Genomic DNA, 17,847 nt, shown 5'->3' with positions numbered 1-17,847 from the left:
GCCTCTCCGATGTCGTCAACGAGGCACACGCCTCAAAGCTCGCGCCCCCTCCCGCGCGAGCGGGCTCGTTTGATGGGTCGGGAAAGGCGTCAACCTTCAGCTTGAGAGGAGAATGCGATGACCGCCGTCCCTTCGAATCCATCCGGCAGAGCGCTTCGTGAACCCATGATCGAAGACATGTCCATTCGTGGCTTCACCGAGGCCACTCGCCGTGACTGGATCCGTTGCGTGAAGGCGCTTGCCGCCTTCATCGGCCGCTCCCCCGATATGACGACGGCTGAGGATCTGCGCCGGTTGCAGTCGCACCAGACCCAGATTGGCATGCATCCGCCGAGCATCAACAGCTCGGTCCCGGCTGCGTTTCTTCTTCACTGTGACGATCGACCGGCCCGATCTCTCTCGCCACATGGCCCTCATCCATCTGCCGGCAAGCTTGCCGCTGGTGCTGAGCGTCGAAAAGGTGGCGCGGCTTTTTCGCTCCAGCTGATTGTACGTTGTCCGATCTCCGACAGTGTCGAAGATGCGACATAGCCGTACCAGGCCTACGCTTTTGATTGGAAATGATCTTCTCCATTGGCACCGTACTTGCCCTTTGCAATCCGCTAACGCATTCGGACTTGAGCAGCAGCCGGGCGGCACCACACGCAAGAGCTTTCCACAGCTGACTTCGTGGAAGAATCGTTCACAAGGGAGATCTCAATGACCTTTGACGGAAAAGGCAACTTGCGAAGCTCGCTCCTCGGTCGCCGGTTGCGACTGGGATTCGTCGGTGGCGGAAAGGGTGGCCTTGTTGGACAATGGCACTTCGCCGGGGCGAGATTGTCGAACCACTGGGAGGTCGTTGCGGGTGCGCTATCCTCAGATCCGGATAACGCACGCGCATCGGCCGCAGAATGGATGATTGCGCCCGATCGCTCATATGGTGACTGGAACGCCATGGCAGAGTCAGAAGCTGCGCGCGACGATGGTATAGAAGCAGTCGCAATCGTCACGCCAAACTGGACACACCATCGTATCGCGACCGCCTTTCTCAAGGCCGGTATCGACGTGGTACTGGACAAGCCCATGACGACGACGGTTTCCGATGCTCAAGACCTCGTGGAGCTTCAAAGTGCTACGGGTCGTTTGGTCGTGATGACTTACCCACACGCACATCACGCGATGGTTCGTCAGGCCAAACACATGATCAGAAAAGGTGTCATTGGGACCGTGCGGCAGGCATACGTGGAGTATACTCAGGAGTGGGCGACAAGTCCATTTTCCGATCGTGATAAGGGCGCCATTTGGCGACAGGACCCCGAGAAGGTGGGCCGCACATCAGCGACCGGTGATATCGGGACGCATGCGTACCATCTCCTCCATACAATTACTGGCCAGGATATTGCCAGCCTCAGGGCCGAGTTTCACAACTGTGGAGCTCCGAAACCGATGGAAGACACCGCCTATATTAATTTCCGTCTCGAGAATGGTGCCCCTGGGATTCTTTGGGTGACGCAAGCTGCCCCGGGCCAATATTGTGGTCTCCGCATTCGCGTGTGGGGCGACAAGGGTGGGCTCGACTGGGATCAGGAGAAACCGGAGGTGCTGCGTTATGTACCGCTGGGGGAGCAGGAGCAGATCTTCGTGCGAGGTCATGGCAATGGAATCTTACCCGAGGCGGAACGCCTAATACATCTCCCACGCGGGCACGGCGAAGCTCTAGTGGATGCATGGGCAAATCTCTATGCCGAGGCAGGTCTCGCGATCGCCGCACGCCGCGGGGGATACGCTCTCCCGGAAGGCAGTGTCGAGCTTTCCGGAGTTGAAGATGGGCTTAAAGGTATGCTGTTCATTGATGCTTGTGCCGACAGCCACGAAGCTGGTGGGTCCTGGGTGTCGATGAGGCAGTGATGCGTTTCCCAGCCCGTTCGCGCATCCGCTGAGCTGTGATTTCAGCGCCTTGACATCAGCGGCTTCGCTGGGAGCGGGGAACTGCGGATGACTCCAGCCGCGGTTCGTTGGCGGGCACTTTCGCTGCGGCGTTGTTCTTCTGCGAGGCCGGTAACTCTCTTGGGATGAGCACGGGATATCAAACCCGAACGGTCTGTGACCAATTTTCAAATGGCGACGGTGGCGGTGGAATGGACGATTGCGATCCGGGGAGGGCAAGATGGTCATCGCGGTGCTGCAGAGCGCGGTCGTGAACCACAAAGCAGAGAACTATTCGCTCTTCGCCGACCCGGATTGCCACACCTTGAAGGACTGTACGACGCGCCGGATCCGGACCGTCTTCGTCCTGGCTGCGGTCGGGGCGAAGACGGTGGCCGCTATTTTGCCACCACGACCGACCGGACCGGAATCCCGGGCTGCGCCCTTCATGCCCTTGGGCGTGAAGCGTACCGCGGCTTCGATGAAATCACCCTGATCTCGGACAGAGGCGAAAAGGTCAAGCGGCGGCAGCAAACTCATTGATTGACCTGGGGTGTTCGCCCGACGAGCCTCAGAGGATGGGGTCTGCGGCCAGCGCGCGACGCACAGGCTTCATCAAGCTGAACACGCTGCGCCTGCCACCTGCCCTGGCAAGCAACAGCAAAGGAAAGCGCCGGCCGGAGGGGGCACGGTTCAGTATGGGTTTTCGGGTCAGGCGAATGTGAAGTCCCATGCGGTCAGGCCCAAGCCGGCCAGGCCGTCCACGCTCTGCACATTGCTCAGGTGGGCGAACTCATCAACGTGGTTCTCGGAGGTGACGTAGGCCAGATTCGCGGTCATGGTCTTGTACCCAAAGTAGACGATAATGTCGCCGGCGGCCTCGCCAGAAATGGCACGGGCTGCGTCAGAGCCATTGGAGAAACCCCGATCGGTGATCACCACGACCTGCTCCCCGTTAGCATTCGAGGCCGGGCCGCTGTAGAAGGTGTCCACCTGATTGCCCCGCGCGCTGGCGTAGACGAAGTTCGCGCCAAAACCGTCGCTGGCAAAGCCCACCGCATCGAATGCGAAGGTGTCCTGTGCCGGGGCGAAATCCGCGATGGTGGTGTTGTCCGGGTCCGGCCCGTACTGTGGGTCGAATCCGGGGATCGGGTTGTGGAACTGGAACACAAAGGTGTCGCTGCCGGTGCCTCCCGTCAGAGAATCCCTGCCGTCACCGGCGAAGAGGACGTCGTCGCCGGGACCGCCGTAGAGTTTATCATTGTCCTCATTGACGATTCGCGGTGTGTCGCGGCCGTTGTCGCCATAGAGGAAGTCGTTACCCTCCTCGCCGAAGACGTGGTCGTTGCCCTCGCCACCGAAGACTCGGTCATTGCCCTCGCCGGCCGAGATGGAGTCGTTTCCGGCACGACCGTCGATCCAGTCATCGCCCTTGGGGTCGGTGATTATATCGTTACCATTGCCGCCAAAGAGACTATTGCTGCCCGGACCGCCAAGAACTGGTTTTTCCATCGCTAATACTCCTTATTAGACAGCCCCACCACGCCACCTGGTTCATATTGCTTATCGGCCAATCAGAACAATCCATTGTTTTGATAGAACGCATCGACATGGCGGATACATCCACGTGCGCTTCGCCTCTCTGTTTAGAGAGCTTATGGGCCTGGCGGCGGGCGACGCTGGCTGAAGGTACGATCCGTCAAAGGGGCCACCTGGGAAGACATTACTTCGTGAGAAGAAGATCGGCCCGAGCAGGAGGATCGCCGGAGGCATGTCGAGAGGCATGCCAATGATGAGCATCATGAGCTTTATCATCAAGATGATGACGATCGGACTCGAGATCTCGCCACCCATTCCGCCATTTGCTGCGGAGCCTAATCGAACGTCAGCACCCAGCCGACGGCGGCGCTGCCAATTATGACGAGCATCACGACATCCGTCCCGATCCCTCCCTCACCACCACATCGTCGCAAAATTGCTCCTTTGGCGACGATCCGCCGCTGAGGGCGTTTCTGGCCGAAGTGGGGATCGCGGACAAACGGAAGGTTTCCACCGGTAGGTGGTTCACTAACTCGATGCTGGATAGGACACCCCTCTCTGCTATCCGGATCTTCGCATCCGCTGCCCGGCGCGAACTTTCCATCCGCGGCGGTCCGAAGCTCCGCCGGGCATCTCGAAGAAATGGTTTCCTTCGTCGCCGAGTGGCTTCGTATGCCGGCGACCGCCCCCACGGATTTCGGGTCAGACGAGGACGGATAAGCCCGCGAGCTCGCCGTAGCGTTCGAGCGCCGCGGGGCGATCCGGACGGATATCCCTTCGCGGCGGTCGCCAAGGCTGCGTGGGGAAGGGACAAGCGTACCCGCAGCATTGACGCGTCTCGCCAGCAAGGTGCCATTGCCGCCCATTCTACTGTCCCGGCCCGATGAAGTTCGCGGATCAGAGGTAGGCCAGACTATACTCGTGCTGGTTTGGGTTGATGAGGGGCTCGGCCGTGGCAAGCGGCGAAACCATACGGGACGCCTCTTCGAGTAGCATTTCGCGCATCCAGAGGCTTGCCGGATCACTATTGTGAAGCGCAGGCCATTGAACGGCCTCGGTGAACGGAAGGTGTTGTGGCAGCGGAAGTTCAACGATTCGGAGGGGTAACCGTGTTTTTGCGAAATGCTGCGCCAGCCGTAAGGGCATGGTTCCTATACGCTCGGTCCCTGAAACCATCGGCGGAAGCATGCTATAGCCCTGTACGAGGACGTCGATACGTCTCTTGAGACCGTGCTCACGCAAATACCGTTCCTCCATGCCTAGCCTGAGGGAATTCCCGAAACTCACCGCAGCGTGCCCCATCGACATGTATCTTTCGAATGTAAGTGGCTGTAACAGCTGCTTATTCGAGCGACAGCCCACACACACGTGTACATCGTCGAACAATTTCGTTCGAGGATGAGCGTTCGACATGAACATTTCCGGGAGAATTAGAAGATCGACGTCGCCGCGCCGGAGAAGGTCCTCATTGTCATCAGTGGGAGGCCGAAATTCGAAGCTGACGGCGGGAGCTTCACGCGTCGCACGCTCCACGATCTTTTCAAAAAACACGAGCGTGACGTAATCGGAAAGGATGATCCGGAAGCGACGATCTGAGTGGGCCGGGCTAAACGGCTCCCCGGAAATAATGGAGAGCTGAATGTGCAGCAGCGCCTCGCGCACCGCGGGCGCGAGCCCGTCGGCACGCGGCGTAGGGATAAATTCGCGGCCAGCCATCGTAAACAGCTCATCTTGGAAATAGGCGCGCAACCGGGCGACGGCCGCGCTCATGGCCGGCTGACTCAGGTTGATGCTGCGTGCCGCTGCCGTGAGATTACGCTTGGCCATCAAAGCGTCGAGCACAACCAGGAGATTTAGATCAAGGCCCTTGAACCGCATGTCTCATTATCCATAGCGTGGATGTATGCCATCTATCAGCATTCCTTATTAGTAATACAAATTGTCATTAGTAATGAGGTATGGAACTTTCATGCGCGAATTGCACATTGAACGCGAATCTGAATATGGCGTGTCGGATTGCGGACGCGCGGTGCCGGGAATGCGAGCGATCCAACCTCGCGTCGCGCCGATTTTCAGCGAGTGAATGGTCGGCCTTTCGTCATCCCGTGCCGGCAGCTCGACCTGTTCGGTCGAGAGCTTCTGGCGATCGACGGCACCGCATGAAGGGCGGTCAATAGCGAGGAGCGACTTCCCCTTGCCTTTTCGCTTGCAAAATATTCCGTGAAGCGGACGACCACATGAAGCGGCTGAGCGCGTCGGATGCTGGCGAGGAGAAAGTCAGCGGCACCAACGGCGATCATCCGCCGGCGCAGAGGCTTATCTGCGGCATGGCCGTCTTCCGATTCGCGCAAACCGGCCATCCTTTTTGCGGCGTGAGCGCCGGTCAGGAGGACCTACGAGAATGTGATCCGCAGACGCGTCTCCTTGTTTCGGACGGATCTTCTCCATAGTGTGCCCTATAAACTGCGGAGAACCTCCCGAACTGAAAGAATCCCCATTTCAGGCAGATTTCTTTCACAAGCATACGGTTTTCTGGATCGAGCAGGTCCTCCCGTGCTGCCCGCAACCGAAGCGTCTGGAGATAGGCAGCGGGCGTTGTGTCCTTAAAAGCACGAAAACCTGCTTCGAGTGCTCGCGTGGAAACACCCGCTGCTTCGGCCACCATGGGCATTGTAATCGGCTGGTTGATATTGGCGTGCATGAACTCGATCCCGCGGCGGACATGTCCGGGAGCAATCATGCGGGGCATCTTGTCAATAAGATGCGACAACCGATGAGGCACCATCCTTATTACAACGTCGGCTAGTGTCTGCGTGATATGTGCCATCGCTACGGGAGACTGAATGAGGGGGCCATTATCGCGCATTCCGTCGATGATCGCTTCCGCGATTTTGCCGATTGTCCTACCAACTGGCGTTGAGAGATCCACTTCGGGCAACAGGTCGAGCGAGCCACTAAACGGCACATCGAAAGTTTCGCCAATGGTCCGTTGGATCAACGACCAATTAAGCACCAACTCATCTATTAGATTGGATTGCCCGTGCATTGAGATGCTGTCAGGCTCGAAATTCTTGTATAGAAGCAATTTCCCTTGTCCGGCTTCAGACATGCGCGAACCGTACGCAACCCCCATGCCACCTCTGCGCGGCACTACGAGCGATAGGTGCTCTGTTGCATCGGAATGCCACTGAGTGCGGAACTGAAACCCTGTCTGATGATAACCTGCAATCAATACTGCGCTTTCGCAGGCCGAAAGATCGATGCCCCAATGGAAATCTTGAGCACGACCTTCGAGCACGGCGTCGAATGTGCCGAAAACCTCTCCGAGGGTTTCAATCATGCTATCGAAAGTTGAGCCACGATATCGAAAAACTGCATCATCGGCGTTATTTTCCATCATGTATTCTCCGGGCTCAGTATCGCTGCTTTTAACGCTCCTGCAGGTTCAATGGCCGAGGATCGAGAGATGTGCGCCGAGCACACTTGATTACCGCTGAAGCGCTGCTTTGACAAATGAGAGTTTCTGCAGCCGACAAAGAAAATTTTGCGGACGATGCTCGCATGGAACTTTGCCCCAAATATAAGCCCATCATTAGTGAAATCATAGGTCGGTTTGTGCAAGGGCGCGGACTCCTTCTCGTTGCCGAAGAAGACGAAGCATACCGGCGCGCGATCGTCCCAGCCGGTCGGCGACGGGCGCCTCGAGCAACGGCGTGGCCACGCATGAAATCGTTGCGGCACCGGCGACGAGCTGAAAAGGCGACTGCAGAAGATCGGGCGCTGGACGCAGGAAATCATCAACCGCACCGACAAGGCGAAGGGCTTCGAGGTTCTGCCTCGCCGATGGGCTGTTGGACGCACTTTCGCGTGGCTTGGCAGCTGGCCAGCCTGGCAAAAGACTTCGAAACGTCCATCGCCTCAGCCGAGGCATGGTCATCATCGCCCATATTCGCCTGATCACGCGTCGGCTCGCAAGGTGTTGCTATCCTTGACGTCTTTTCGAGCCACTCTCAGTTAGAATTGCATGTTTTCACATCCATTGCGCGAATGGAGTCCATCCAAACAATCGATTTTACCGATCTCGTGGATTGCTGCATTGACTCGGAGACCGGCACTTAGCGCGCGGCCAGCTCATTGTGTCGTGTCGTTTAAGCATTGGATGGCCGCGAATTGGTAACCTCGCTCGGTTCCCCCAATAATTCCCGGTGACAGTGCCCGGCGGGAGGAGGCGAGGCAGATCTTATAGGGAGACCGCAGGCGTAAGATGGTGAATCGGATCGATGTCATTCTGTACTACCACGTAGAACCGGGTATCTTCGGGCGGGCGCCGACGTCCGTTTTTGCTCAGAAGTTCCATGAAAACCACATTCTCGTGGTCGATCATCAATCGCCTCGTCCAACAGCGGGCGAGCTTGCCGAGCTGTCCCGGAACGAGAAGATTCGCATCACGAACGGGCCGACTCGTATCGCTGATCTTTCCCTATTCGCCATCCCAGACATTGAAGCGTCGATCGGGGCCAAGGCACTAGCGGTCAGCCGTAGCTCACTCCGCCATCAGTGGCAACGGAATAGACGGCCCAGATATCAAGCTTGCGCTTGGCGTACGTGAGTTAGAGCAGATGCCGCCTCGGGCGAGGCGGACTTATCGGCTCCGTGCCGAATCCGTATCGGGCGTTCGACATGTGTTGCCATAGCCAACTCAATCGAAGTCGACTCGAAGGTACCCTGCCTCTGGCCAGAGGTTTGCTACTTCTTTCTGTTCAGTCGGTTCGATCTTGCTCATGACGTCGTCCAGTACTCCGGCTTGAGCGACATCCTTGTCGGAGACAGATTTGCTGGAAGTGCAGGTCAGTTCCGGCCTCACCTTTCGCCATGACGCGATGGATAAACGACGACATGCGGTTCAAGGGCCTTGACCTAAATCTCCTCGTCGCGCTCGACGCTCTGACGACCGAACGTAACCTCACGGCGGCGGCACGCAGTATCAATCTCAGTCAGCCGGCCATGAGCGCGGCTGTCGCCCGGTTGCGCGCCTATTTCCACGATGAACTATTTACGATGGCCGGCCGCGAACTTATCCTAACACCGCTTGCGGAACGACTAGCTCCGGCTGTGCGCGAGGCTTTGCTGCACATCCAGTTCTCCATTATTGCATGGGATCCGTTTAACCCAGCCCAATCGGATCGCCGTTTCAGGATCATCCTTTCCGACTTCGCCACACTCGTATTTTTCGAAAAGGTCGTGGAGCGAGTTGCGCGGGAAGCGCCGTCCGTCAGCTTCGAATTGCTGCCTCCTGCGGACGAGCCGTGTGAGCTTCTCCGGCGCGGTGACGTTGACTTTCTAGTTCTCCCAGAAGTGTTCATGTCGGGCGCGCATCCTGCAGCAGCATTGTTCGACGAGACGCTTGTGTGCGTGGGCTGTCGCGCCAATAAGCAGCTAGAGCAGCCGCTTACATTCGAGAGATACATGTCGATGGGGCACGTTGCGGCTAAATTCGGGAATGCGCGGAAGCCCTCCATCGAGGAATGGTATTTGCTCGAGCACGGCCTCAGGAGACGTATCGAAGTCGTCGTTCAAGGCTTCAGCATGATTCCGCCGGTGCTATCGGGCACTGACCGAATAGCGACCATCCCCTCACGGCTGGTTGAGCATTTCGCAAAAACGTTTCCCTTACAAGTTGCCGAACTGCCGCTGCCGTTCAGCGCGTTCACCGTAGCCGTGCAATGGCCCGCCCTTCACAACAGTGATCCGGCAAGCATCTGGATGCGAGAAATACTTAAGCAGGAGGCATCACGCATGACTTCTCCGCGTGGGAGGAGGAGGCGTCTCAAACAGTCGTAGGACTACTACTACGCGGTCCCCGCTGTTCAGGGCTGTCCAGACGCGTCGCAAAAACCCGGATGCAAAGCTCAGCCGAGCGCTTGGTCGAATTCGGCGTAAATTGTGTGGCTCGCTGAGATCATGGTGGCCTCCAGATGCGGGACGGCCTCAGGGTTGGCGGCGAAGCCTACCATTTTTTGCTAGGCCTCAGATCAGCTACCGATGTACCGGAGTAGAATTTTACGATGAAAACGGCTCGCCAAACCAAGAGATAGCTTGCGAAGGCGGGGAGTTCCCTTGCGACCATCCTCCTCACATTCCTTTGGGGCGACTGCGGCTTTGATGCGAGATCATTGCCCCCAGGGTGATTCGTGAATTCACGTGGCTTTCGTCTCAGCCATGTTTCATGCCGTGAGCATAGCTTGTAGCCCATCCGCTATGTGACCACCACCATCAGGTCGCATTTCGCTTCGCGGAAAATCGGCTCCCCCTTGAGATCCAGGGTGTGGGCGGCTACGCCGAAATGCGCATTCTTATTTCAGATCGCATCGCTTGCATTGCCATCTCGCTTAATTCATACGCCGCGACGGATGCCTTCAGCTGCAAAAGGGCGCCCAGGAACTCGGGCGAACTGAGATCAATGCCTTCAAAAGAGCTTATATTCAGGATGTGGATTGCTGCCATTTAAACAATCCATTTTGAAATCTTCTCAGTTGTTATTAGAGTAAAGAGGAAGCTATAGAGAACACAGACAGGACGTTTTTGCGTGCGCCATTGCCGTCCTATGTCGACAATTGGTTATTGGTCAGATCACCATCTCAGGCAGCGTTTCATGCGACTGACGCCGCGATCAACCACGACGCGCTCGCGGATGCGGCCCTCAATCGTAGCCTTAGCAACTATTTCAGTGCTTTCTGCAATGTTATCGTCGCGTTCTAGAGCCTAGCCCCAACAAGTACAGTTCGGCTGCGAGGCCCTCATCAGGATGACTAAACTAAATGACGCAAGAAATCTGGCTTTCCGATGTCAAGGAGCTGATCGGCAAGGAGATCGGCGTGTCCGACTGGATCACCGTGACGCAGAAGTCCATCGATAATTTCGCCGAGGCGACGGGCGACTTCCAGTTCATCCACACCGACCCGGTGCGCGCGGCGGCGGAGACGCCCTTCGGCGGCACGATCGCACATGGTTTCCTGTCGCTCTCGCTGCTTTCGGCGATGAACTACAATTGCCTGCCGAAGATCCGAGAACAGACGATGGGCATCAATTACGGCTTCGACAAGGTGCGCTTCATGGCGCCGGTCAAAAGCGGAGCACGGGTGCGCGGCCGCTTCGCCTTAGCCGACGCCCGCTTCCGCCGCGCAGGCATGCTGATGGTCACCTATGACGCGACAGTGGAGATCGAAGGGGAAAGAAAGCCCGCGCTGAGTGCAACTTGGCAAACAATCATTCAATTCAAAGCGAAGGACCGGCCGGCGGATGCCTGCTCACGTCCGGCGTGCGTCTCTCGCGGCATGTAGGCTCACCCTTCCGCCCACACTGCAGGTTCGGCAGCCGCGAGGAAGCCGAGATGTTTAGAGCGGGGCTCCGTTCGGTAATGTTTACGTCGACAAGCTCACAGCTCGCGAGGTGGTAGTCACCTGAGTGTGTCGGGTTAGCGCCTGCCTTGCAATTGTCATACTTATTGCACAAATGTTGCACTGCAACATTATCGGTCTGTCCTGCCCCTGTAGCTGCGAGCTCCCTAATGATACATGATAGAAGGAGTTGCCCTATGGCAAATTCAATGAGCAATGCAGGCGCGTCCGTCACGAACCGAGGCGACGTCGATATCGGCGCCGCTGTTCGGCGATCTCGCGAAGCGGTGGGATATAGCGTCGAGGATCTTGCATTGACCTGCGGACTGACTTGCGCAGAAATCACAAGCATTGAACTAGGTGCTGATGTCGACCCGGACCGGCTCAGGCGCATAGCGGCTGCACTTCGAGTGCCAACCTCCACGTTCGCTGAACTAGCGGAACGGCCGTCACGCTATACGAGCCTTTGAATTGCAATGCCACAGAGTCGACAGCGACACTACAATGTTAGCTTCCACCGTGAATCCGTCCTTTTGTGGCGCGCCGAAGGACTTTTCGACCTTCGGCCCCAATGTCACCTTCACGGTATTGGCAAGCGTATCGCCGCCGCGCAGCATGCGGTCACGCGCATCGCAATGGAAATTTACGACTATGACAGCCATCGGTTCGACTCTTCAGACCTTTAGACGGTGGCGTTCTCAGGGGCTTTTCCATCAGCACCCATTCCCTCGATGACGTCGATCACGTCGGCTTCCTTCAAGATCTCAAGATCAGCAAATCCTCATCCTCAATCTTCATTTCCGTGCCTGACCATTTGCCAAAGAGCACCCGATCTCCTCAACGTCGACATCGCGGTCCACGATCACACGGCGACCGCTCGCGCTGACAACCTCCATCCGGCCGGCGGTCGGCAATGACTCTGCTGCCGGCTCTATCTCTGGAACAAGCAACGCCGGGACAAAGCTGCCTACAGCCGACGCAACATCCAGTTGCCACGCGCGTGCGAGCCGGCGCCATTCATCTCTTTGCTAAAGCGACGACGCCGACCCGTATCGACAATCTCAAGCCGATCCATAGCCGCACTGTCGTTTTTGGCGGCCTTACTCGGATGCGTACCCTTCAACCAGCGCCGGATGAAGCTGATCAGGCGCGGATCCACGACCCGATGTTCGTGAATGGAGCCCATGTTGTCCAAGAACATTCAACTACCGCTGACCGCTTCCCCATGTGCTCGGCTCTCCCGTCCTCCGAGTACTGTCAGTCCGTCTGACTTTCACCCGGTCATCAGCCGCTTCTCGCCTCAGCGGCTTGGCAGGTCCTACAAGCTTGCGCTTGAACGGATGGATTTCCCTTGTTCACGTCAAATCCTTCAATTGCGAGGCTGGCGGTACGAACCCCGGGAGCACCTCGTGCCACTCGCAATCACGCGGCATTCCGCCTTCCCCTTTGAGAGACAGGGTAGGCTACTCCGATCACGTTCGATTTCGGGGCTATCTTCCCGTTCACATATGTTCCGGCCTACAGCCTCCCTGTCTACGCTTCGCAGTGGCCGTTGCCGGACACCACGCAAGACTCAGTACACGGTTGCTCGCCAAGCTTTGCCGTGACCGCCATCTCGGGCGGCTGAATTTAAACTCGCCTGCAAGGCGCAACTCCCACACCACTGGGCGTACGAAGCACCGCCTTGTGCTACGCGCGTCGCCGTTGCATTCGACGCTACCTCACCACCCCTTCGCTGAACTTCATCCGACAAAATAAGCAGCGGCTTCACCCATCGGCATGTCGATCACCGTGGTTGCGCTTGCTGACAGGAAACGGCGTTCGGTTTTGGTCAGCGTTTCCGCATCAACGACTGCAAAATGTGGGCCTTTGGAGCGTTTCATCAGTTGCCGAGCGAAAATGCGCAGCATCTGGTCGTTGAAGCGGCACCCGACGAAGAAGAAACCGCGGGTGGTACGCCGTTCCTTCACCACTTCGGGGATGGGCGTCTGGATGTCTATTTCTGTTAAGACTTCCACATAGTCGGAATCCGACACGAGAAAGTTTGCGGCCGGCCTGATGCTGCCGTGGGGCGTGTAGAGAACCGTTCTTGCCTCTGGTCCGGCTTCGAGTTCCTTTCCGGTCAAACCGTAGGTCCTTGTCCAAATGTCACCCATTTCGGTCGCGCGTGAGACGCCTTGTATCTCGACCACGTCCGTCCGCCGGGTCTCTACGAGGGCTGCGCGCATCGTCCCGTCGTACCAGCTATCGACGATGAGGGAGAGTGGCAGCTTTGCGAGCCAGTCGTGAAGGATGGTCGGCGCAACAGGCGGGGCGAATATCTCGGCCAGCCAGGTTTGAAGCGTCCGGCGATGTCGGCGCTGCTCGATGAACTGCGCGACCGACCACATATTGGTGCGGATCTTGGAAGGGGCGGGCGTTCGCGCATTGAGCGCTGCGGCAACGACTTCCGGCGTATTCGGTACAGGCGGTTCCGCGCAGTTGAGCTGCAGGAGGCCTGGACCCAGATACGGGATGATCTCATCGGCGGCGACCGCCTTCTTCAGTAGATCAAGCCATCTTTCGGCGTCACTGTTGCGGACGACCAACAGACCGTCCGGGGTCAAGATCGTGTTCATTGCGGTTTTCTCTGCCGCTCGCGATTGCCTGGCTGCGCAGTGTCTTCCTCATCGGAAATCTTCCTCGCCTCGATGGTGACCGGCAGACGCGTATCCCGCGGGAGGCGGGGCAGGGCGAGCCGCCAGCCGTTCCTCAGCGTTATAGCCCCGCCCCACAGGTCTTCGTTCTCGACCTTCACGATCGGCTCTTCGAGATCTTTCTTAGGAACATACGCCGTCAAACCGGTGCTCGTTCTGCGGATCATGACCTTCATCTGGCTGTCCTTTGGTTGAGATCGATGGCGGTTTCGGCAACGCCGACCCCGCGGGCCTCGTCGTCACTCACCAGTTCGCGCGCGCGCATGCCGACGATGTTGCCGCGATCGATCCATTCGACGGCATAGATGTAAAACTGCTGGAGAAAGGTGCCGATGTCGCGCACATAGCCCTCGTCGCCTTTCCGTACCAGGTTCTCGCCGACATCTTTCCCAGGATAGGTGCCGTCATTCTTGACATGGCGTGTGGCACGGACCCGCTCACCCGGCATAAATCGCGGTGGGTTGCGGACTTCGACTTCCTGTTCGCGTTCGAGGCCCATGACTGTTGTCCTTTCTGGGCTGCAGCGTGTCGACAAAGGAGTTCAAGGCCTGTTTCGTAAGAAGACCCGTCATGTCGGTAACCGGACTAAAGTTCAGCGGGAACACAGGTCTCTGGCACCGGACATACGGAGGCACATTGCTGTAACTCGAAAGCTCCCTTGCATTCGGTGCACTTGTCCGGATCGATCACGTAGGCCTCGCCCTTGAACTTGATCGCGCCGGAAGGGCATTCGAACTCGCAGGCTCCGCACTGGGTGCATTGGGATGCGATGATCCTGAAGGACATTCTTCAGCTCCTAGTTTCGGTTGGATGAGAGGCTCAAGCCCTGGTCGGCAGTGGTTCAGCCCCAAACTCGGCGGCGTAAAGCGTGCTGATGGCCGTCTCGATGTAGTCATAGCCAAAAGCGTCTGTTGCACGCAGACCAGCTTCCGTGAGCTGATGCTTGGGGCAATCTCCGATTTTGGCGCACAGGAGGATATCTATGCCTTCGAGCACAGCGAGGACACGCTCGAGTGTGGTCTCTTCGCCCCAGCCGCCGAGGCAGTACTGCTCGACCTTGCGGTGCTCCACGAACTTGATTCCCATTGCCGAGGCTTCGTAAACTTGGAATTCCTTGGCATGACCGAAGTGTTCGTTGATACGACCGCCGCCCTTGGTCGCCACCGCCACGAGAAGCGACCCGCCGGAACCTGCATCCTTGATCATCCCGATCGCGTCGTTCTTGGCCGTTATGTAGTCGCCTCGCTCGCGGGCGACCACGTCCCGATAGGTCTCGCGCTTGCTAGCGTCGTAGGTGATCTCACCGGGAACCTGGTCGAGCGTGAATTCCTGGCCACGATCCTCGCCGAGCAGGCCGACAGCATCGGCCCGGCACTGCCGGCAATGGCGCATCAACTTGGCACCACCTTCAAGACGATTTCGAAGTGCCTTCAGTTCGATCGCCCGTGGGCCGCGCTGCCCGGTCAGGCCGTAATGAGTACCGTGGGCGGGGTCGGAAATCAGCGGCATTACATTGTGCAGGAACGCGCCGCGCTCCTTGACCCATTTGTTCACCTCGATCAGGTGTTCGTCGTTGACGCCGGGGATCATCACCGAATTGATCTTGGTGAGAATGCCACGCTCGGTCAGCATCTCCAAACCCAGCATCTGCCGCTTGTGCAGAATCCTGGCTGCTTCGATTCCGGTGTAGCGGCGGTGGTCATGAAAAATCCAAGGATATATCTTTGCGCCAATTTCCGGATCGATCATGTTAATGGTGATCGTCACGTGGTCCACGTTCATTTCAGCGAGTTCGTCGACATGTTCCGCCAGCGCCAGGCCGTTCGTGGAGATACAAAGCTTGATATCGGGGATTTCCTTGGCGACCCGTTCACATGTCGCCTTAGTCTTCCTCCAGTCGTAACAGGCATCGCCCGGTCCGGCGATGCCGAGCACGGAAAGCTGCGGCACCTCATTGGCGACCGCAATGACTTTGCGTAGCGCCTGGTCTGGCGTCAACTTCTCCGAAACGACACCAGGCCGGCTTTCGTTGGCGCAGTCAAATTTGCGATTGCAGTAGTGGCACTGGATGTTGCAGGCAGGCGCAACCGCTACATGCATTCGCGCAAAATAGTGGTGGGCTTCTTCTGAATAGCAGGGATGATCCTTGATCTTCTCCCATGCAGCTGAGTTCACATCATTGGGCTGTGAGGGGGAGCCGCAGGAGGAGGATGCACAGCCACCGGACTTCGCGGGCGTTTGCAACTGGTCTAAGGATGTCGTTCTGGTGAGGCTCTCAAGCGCAGTCATCCGTGCGGACATAAACGGCTCCGTGGCTGGTGAACGATGTAGCTCAAAACGCAATCGCCGTGCCAATTCGAAGAACGTTTTACTTCAACCTGTTGGCGCTTCCTGTCGGAAAACTGTCTGTCTGCTCTCGACGCGGTTTTGTCAGGCTCTCGACATTGTTCGCGAAGGGCAACGCGCCTCGTCGACGCACGATTAGAACTTCTTCACTGCAACACCAAGCCGACGTAGAGCATAGCCCACCTGACGCGGCGTGAGGCCGAGGATACGAGCCGCCTTGGCCTGTACCCAGCCGGCCTTCTCCATCGCGTCGATCAGCCGCTCGCGCTCCGTCAAACGCGAGTCCATAGCGGGGCAAGCGGGGTCCTTCGGATCGCAGCCCTTGGCGGGCGAGACCTCGCTCTGCGAGGCGCGGACGGATCTTTCCGAGAGCGGCAAAGAACCCGGAATCTTACTACTCCGACTGATCTGATCGATGGCATTGCCGCCGGGAGAACAGTCGGTTCCTTTCCAGAGTAGTGAAGAGAGGCACTGACTGTTCCTGCAGGCGAAATCCGAAGCAACGATAGTCCTTGAATGCGCGAGTGTTGCCGTTCGTCGCACGCAGTTTTCCAGCTCACGGACGTTTCCGGGGAAATAACATTGCGAGAGAACGTCAAGTGCCGAGGGCGCGAAGGAGAGCTCGCGACCATTCTCCCTGTTGAACCGGTCGAGGAAAACCCTTGCAAGCCGTGGAATATCGCCGGGTCGTTCTCTAAGCGGCGGCAAAACAATCGGTACCACACTAATGCGGTAATAGAGGTCAGCCCTGAACTCCCCATTGGCGACAGCTGTCTCAAGATTTCTATTGGTGGCGCATATGAGTCGAACGTCGACCTTAAGCGTTTTCGTGCCGCCCACCCGCTCCAGTTCGCCTTCCTGCAGGACGCGCAACAGCTTGGCTTGAAAGGCAGCCGAAATCTCACCTATCTCATCAAGTAACAGCGTTCCTCCATTCGCCAATTCGAAACGGCCCGGGCGTTGCGAGATGGCGCCGGTAAAGGCACCCTTTTCGTGCCCAAACAGCTCCGACTCCAGAACGCCTTCGGACAGTGCGGCGCAGTTCAATTTGACGAAAGGCTTCTTACTCCGAGGTGAAAGCTCATGGATGGCTTGTGCAAAGAATTCCTTTCCGGTCCCGCTTTCACCTCGCAGAAGCACAGTTGTATTGGTCGTTGCCACGGCCGAAACGGTTTCCAGCACCTGTTTGACTGACGGACTTTCCCCGATGAGCCAGCCGATTCTGGCACGCGGATGCCGACTGGTGTCGCGTCTCTCCGCGCTAGGAGATGTCTCGCCGTTCCCTTGCTCGTGGGCGGGCTGCTGACCGTCCAGCTCCAGGGTGCGATGGAGCCAAATGGTCCGGCCGATAAGATTGGCGACCATGGTCAGAAAGCGTACGTCCTCGTCGCGGCGGAAGCCGGCCGTGCAATCGCTGACGCAGTAGATCGATAAGGCCCCAAGTATTTTGCGCTCTGCCTTTAGCGGGACACCTATAAAGCTGGTTGGCGGGGCGCCACTGTTTGACGTTTGGAAATCAGCCGGAAATAGTTCGGACTTGCTGATATCCGGAATGAATACCGGCGCCTCCGTAGCGACAATCTCGTCCAGCACGGCCTGCGGTATTGCTCGGTCATTGCCTGATTGAGGCGGGCGCGTGACGCCGGCAGTTGCGACGAACTCCGGCTCTTCGTCCCTTTCCAGGACGACGATTGCTCCGTGACGCATATCCAGCAGCGAGGGGAGGGTGTTCACGACATTGGCAAGCGTAATCTCGAGCCGGGTAGGAGCGGTCAGGACCTTCGATATCTGGTAGATTCCGCTGAGCGAGAGATCCGCCTGGGTTTTTATGGAGGATTCGGACCGCCCTCTTTCGTCGACCCGATCGCGCAGCATGTGACGCATGGAAACTCCTCAGAGGTTGTCAAGTGCTCCTGCCAAGCGCCTTTTTGGATTTTGAACTCTGGAGACATCATATTCCA

General features: G+C 57.7%; 19 protein-coding genes and 2 pseudogenes. 7 read left to right on the top strand and 14 right to left on the bottom strand.

What is annotated here, in order from left to right:
- Positions 1 to 117 precede the first annotated feature (117 nt).
- The 3 genes from M728_RS27655 (at position 118) to M728_RS27645 (ending at position 2,404) form a co-directional block, all read left to right on the top strand.
- Entirely contained in the window at positions 118 to 531 is a 414-nt protein-coding gene (locus M728_RS27655) for a hypothetical protein (protein ID WP_026621864.1), read from the top strand.
- 168 nt (positions 532 to 699) lie between these two features.
- Entirely contained in the window at positions 700 to 1,890 is a 1,191-nt protein-coding gene (locus tag M728_RS27650) for a Gfo/Idh/MocA family protein (protein ID WP_026621863.1), read from the top strand.
- A gap of 259 nt (positions 1,891 to 2,149) precedes the next feature.
- The gene (locus M728_RS27645; RefSeq protein WP_051440960.1) at positions 2,150 to 2,404 is read left to right on the top strand and encodes a hypothetical protein; all 255 of its coding nucleotides are present in this window, start codon (positions 2,150 to 2,152) and stop codon (positions 2,402 to 2,404) included.
- A 215-nt stretch (positions 2,405 to 2,619) separates the two neighbouring features.
- Here M728_RS27645 and M728_RS27640 read toward each other — a convergent pair whose 3' ends face one another.
- The 4 genes from M728_RS27640 to M728_RS27625 all read right to left on the bottom strand — a co-directional run bounded on the left by M728_RS27640 (position 2,620) and on the right by M728_RS27625 (position 6,847).
- Positions 2,620 to 3,420 (bottom strand): calcium-binding protein, encoded by an 801-nt coding sequence (locus M728_RS27640; protein WP_026621861.1) that lies wholly within the window; start codon positions 3,418 to 3,420, stop codon positions 2,620 to 2,622.
- A 51-nt stretch (positions 3,421 to 3,471) separates the two neighbouring features.
- The gene (locus tag M728_RS27635; RefSeq protein ID WP_370906541.1) at positions 3,472 to 3,708 is read right to left on the bottom strand and encodes a hypothetical protein; all 237 of its coding nucleotides are present in this window, start codon (positions 3,706 to 3,708) and stop codon (positions 3,472 to 3,474) included.
- 636 nt (positions 3,709 to 4,344) lie between these two features.
- Complete coding sequence (locus tag M728_RS27630) at positions 4,345 to 5,325, bottom strand: LysR family transcriptional regulator (protein ID WP_026621859.1); 981 nt, start codon at positions 5,323 to 5,325, stop codon at positions 4,345 to 4,347.
- Positions 5,326 to 5,830: 505 nt separating this feature from the next.
- Positions 5,831 to 6,847 (bottom strand): AraC family transcriptional regulator, encoded by a 1,017-nt coding sequence (locus M728_RS27625; protein ID WP_026621857.1) that lies wholly within the window; start codon positions 6,845 to 6,847, stop codon positions 5,831 to 5,833.
- A 342-nt stretch (positions 6,848 to 7,189) separates the two neighbouring features.
- On the opposite strand from M728_RS27625, the pseudogene M728_RS27620 reads away from it, so the two are divergent.
- Together M728_RS27620 and M728_RS27615 are read left to right on the top strand one after the other, a co-directional pair.
- Positions 7,190 to 7,439, top strand: a pseudogene (locus M728_RS27620) (transposase); the annotation flags it as partial.
- A gap of 904 nt (positions 7,440 to 8,343) precedes the next feature.
- Positions 8,344 to 9,288: a LysR family transcriptional regulator gene (locus M728_RS27615; protein WP_026621855.1), complete on the top strand. Its 945-nt coding sequence runs from the start codon at positions 8,344 to 8,346 to the stop codon at positions 9,286 to 9,288.
- Between the two features lie 492 nt (positions 9,289 to 9,780).
- Here the strand turns inward: M728_RS27615 and M728_RS27610 are convergent, their stop codons facing one another.
- The gene (locus M728_RS27610; protein ID WP_156943492.1) at positions 9,781 to 9,951 is read right to left on the bottom strand and encodes a hypothetical protein; all 171 of its coding nucleotides are present in this window, start codon (positions 9,949 to 9,951) and stop codon (positions 9,781 to 9,783) included.
- A gap of 314 nt (positions 9,952 to 10,265) precedes the next feature.
- Here M728_RS27610 and M728_RS27605 point away from each other — a divergent pair, with 314 nt between their 5' ends.
- Both M728_RS27605 and M728_RS27600 read left to right on the top strand, forming a co-directional pair.
- Positions 10,266 to 10,787: a MaoC family dehydratase gene (locus M728_RS27605; protein WP_051440959.1), complete on the top strand. Its 522-nt coding sequence runs from the start codon at positions 10,266 to 10,268 to the stop codon at positions 10,785 to 10,787.
- 254 nt (positions 10,788 to 11,041) lie between these two features.
- Positions 11,042 to 11,314 (top strand): helix-turn-helix domain-containing protein, encoded by a 273-nt coding sequence (locus M728_RS27600; protein ID WP_370906514.1) that lies wholly within the window; start codon positions 11,042 to 11,044, stop codon positions 11,312 to 11,314.
- On the opposite strand, the gene M728_RS27595 is transcribed toward M728_RS27600, so the two are convergent.
- From M728_RS27595 to nifA, 9 genes and pseudogenes are all read right to left on the bottom strand, one after another.
- Positions 11,294 to 11,506, bottom strand: coding sequence for a hypothetical protein (locus tag M728_RS27595; protein ID WP_026622578.1), 213 nt, complete (start codon positions 11,504 to 11,506; stop codon positions 11,294 to 11,296). The two genes, M728_RS27600 and M728_RS27595, sit on opposite strands and share 21 nt — an antisense overlap.
- A 94-nt stretch (positions 11,507 to 11,600) precedes the next feature.
- Positions 11,601 to 11,681, bottom strand: a pseudogene (locus M728_RS27590) (co-chaperone GroES); the annotation flags it as partial.
- A gap of 130 nt (positions 11,682 to 11,811) precedes the next feature.
- Entirely contained in the window at positions 11,812 to 12,045 is a 234-nt protein-coding gene (locus tag M728_RS27585) for a hypothetical protein (RefSeq protein ID WP_026622577.1), read from the bottom strand.
- 541 nt (positions 12,046 to 12,586) lie between these two features.
- The gene (locus M728_RS27580; RefSeq protein ID WP_026622576.1) at positions 12,587 to 13,462 is read right to left on the bottom strand and encodes an SIR2 family protein; all 876 of its coding nucleotides are present in this window, start codon (positions 13,460 to 13,462) and stop codon (positions 12,587 to 12,589) included.
- The gene (gene nifT, locus M728_RS27575) at positions 13,459 to 13,716 is read right to left on the bottom strand and encodes a putative nitrogen fixation protein NifT (protein ID WP_051441017.1); all 258 of its coding nucleotides are present in this window, start codon (positions 13,714 to 13,716) and stop codon (positions 13,459 to 13,461) included. Before nifT ends, M728_RS27580 begins: the two co-directional genes overlap by 4 nt.
- Positions 13,713 to 14,039, bottom strand: coding sequence for a nitrogen fixation protein NifZ (locus M728_RS27570; RefSeq protein WP_026622575.1), 327 nt, complete (start codon positions 14,037 to 14,039; stop codon positions 13,713 to 13,715). Before M728_RS27570 ends, nifT begins: the two co-directional genes overlap by 4 nt.
- 86 nt (positions 14,040 to 14,125) lie before the next feature.
- Positions 14,126 to 14,326: a 4Fe-4S binding protein gene (locus tag M728_RS27565; protein WP_026622574.1), complete on the bottom strand. Its 201-nt coding sequence runs from the start codon at positions 14,324 to 14,326 to the stop codon at positions 14,126 to 14,128.
- Between the two features lie 33 nt (positions 14,327 to 14,359).
- Positions 14,360 to 15,841 (bottom strand): nitrogenase cofactor biosynthesis protein NifB, encoded by a 1,482-nt coding sequence (gene nifB / locus M728_RS27560; protein WP_026622573.1) that lies wholly within the window; start codon positions 15,839 to 15,841, stop codon positions 14,360 to 14,362.
- 180 nt (positions 15,842 to 16,021) lie between these two features.
- Positions 16,022 to 17,761, bottom strand: a complete 1,740-nt coding sequence (nifA, locus tag M728_RS27555) for a nif-specific transcriptional activator NifA (RefSeq protein WP_370906540.1) — start codon at positions 17,759 to 17,761, stop codon at positions 16,022 to 16,024.
- Positions 17,762 to 17,847: the final 86 nt, after the last annotated feature.

Origin of the sequence: Ensifer sp. WSM1721 (assembly GCF_000513895.2) — a bacterium.
Lineage (GTDB): Bacteria > Pseudomonadota > Alphaproteobacteria > Rhizobiales > Rhizobiaceae > Sinorhizobium.
The sequence above is the reverse complement of the archived record's forward strand: the minus strand, read 5'-3'. Positions and strand labels throughout refer to the sequence as shown.

Bases quoted from the DNA above. Each gene is read 5' to 3' on its own strand.
- nifA (WP_370906540.1), bottom strand. From the start codon at position 17,761: ATGCTGCGCGATCGGGTCGACGAAAGAGGGCGGTCCGAATCCTCCATA.
- M728_RS27655 (WP_026621864.1), top strand. From the start codon at position 118: ATGACCGCCGTCCCTTCGAATCCATCCGGCAGAGCGCTTCGTGAACCC.
- M728_RS27640 (WP_026621861.1), bottom strand. From the start codon at position 3,420: ATGGAAAAACCAGTTCTTGGCGGTCCGGGCAGCAATAGTCTCTTTGGC.
- M728_RS27645 (WP_051440960.1), top strand. From the start codon at position 2,150: ATGGTCATCGCGGTGCTGCAGAGCGCGGTCGTGAACCACAAAGCAGAG.
- M728_RS27625 (WP_026621857.1), bottom strand. From the start codon at position 6,847: ATGATGGAAAATAACGCCGATGATGCAGTTTTTCGATATCGTGGCTCA.
- M728_RS27610 (WP_156943492.1), bottom strand. From the start codon at position 9,951: ATGGCAGCAATCCACATCCTGAATATAAGCTCTTTTGAAGGCATTGAT.
- M728_RS27595 (WP_026622578.1), bottom strand. From the start codon at position 11,506: ATGGCTGTCATAGTCGTAAATTTCCATTGCGATGCGCGTGACCGCATG.
- M728_RS27580 (WP_026622576.1), bottom strand. From the start codon at position 13,462: ATGAACACGATCTTGACCCCGGACGGTCTGTTGGTCGTCCGCAACAGT.
- M728_RS27650 (WP_026621863.1), top strand. From the start codon at position 700: ATGACCTTTGACGGAAAAGGCAACTTGCGAAGCTCGCTCCTCGGTCGC.
- nifB (WP_026622573.1), bottom strand. From the start codon at position 15,841: ATGTCCGCACGGATGACTGCGCTTGAGAGCCTCACCAGAACGACATCC.
- M728_RS27630 (WP_026621859.1), bottom strand. From the start codon at position 5,325: ATGCGGTTCAAGGGCCTTGATCTAAATCTCCTGGTTGTGCTCGACGCT.
- M728_RS27585 (WP_026622577.1), bottom strand. From the start codon at position 12,045: ATGTTCTTGGACAACATGGGCTCCATTCACGAACATCGGGTCGTGGAT.
- M728_RS27615 (WP_026621855.1), top strand. From the start codon at position 8,344: ATGCGGTTCAAGGGCCTTGACCTAAATCTCCTCGTCGCGCTCGACGCT.
- M728_RS27600 (WP_370906514.1), top strand. From the start codon at position 11,042: ATGGCAAATTCAATGAGCAATGCAGGCGCGTCCGTCACGAACCGAGGC.
- M728_RS27570 (WP_026622575.1), bottom strand. From the start codon at position 14,039: ATGGGCCTCGAACGCGAACAGGAAGTCGAAGTCCGCAACCCACCGCGA.
- M728_RS27605 (WP_051440959.1), top strand. From the start codon at position 10,266: ATGACGCAAGAAATCTGGCTTTCCGATGTCAAGGAGCTGATCGGCAAG.
- M728_RS27635 (WP_370906541.1), bottom strand. From the start codon at position 3,708: ATGCTCATCATTGGCATGCCTCTCGACATGCCTCCGGCGATCCTCCTG.
- M728_RS27565 (WP_026622574.1), bottom strand. From the start codon at position 14,326: ATGTCCTTCAGGATCATCGCATCCCAATGCACCCAGTGCGGAGCCTGC.
- nifT (WP_051441017.1), bottom strand. From the start codon at position 13,716: ATGAAGGTCATGATCCGCAGAACGAGCACCGGTTTGACGGCGTATGTT.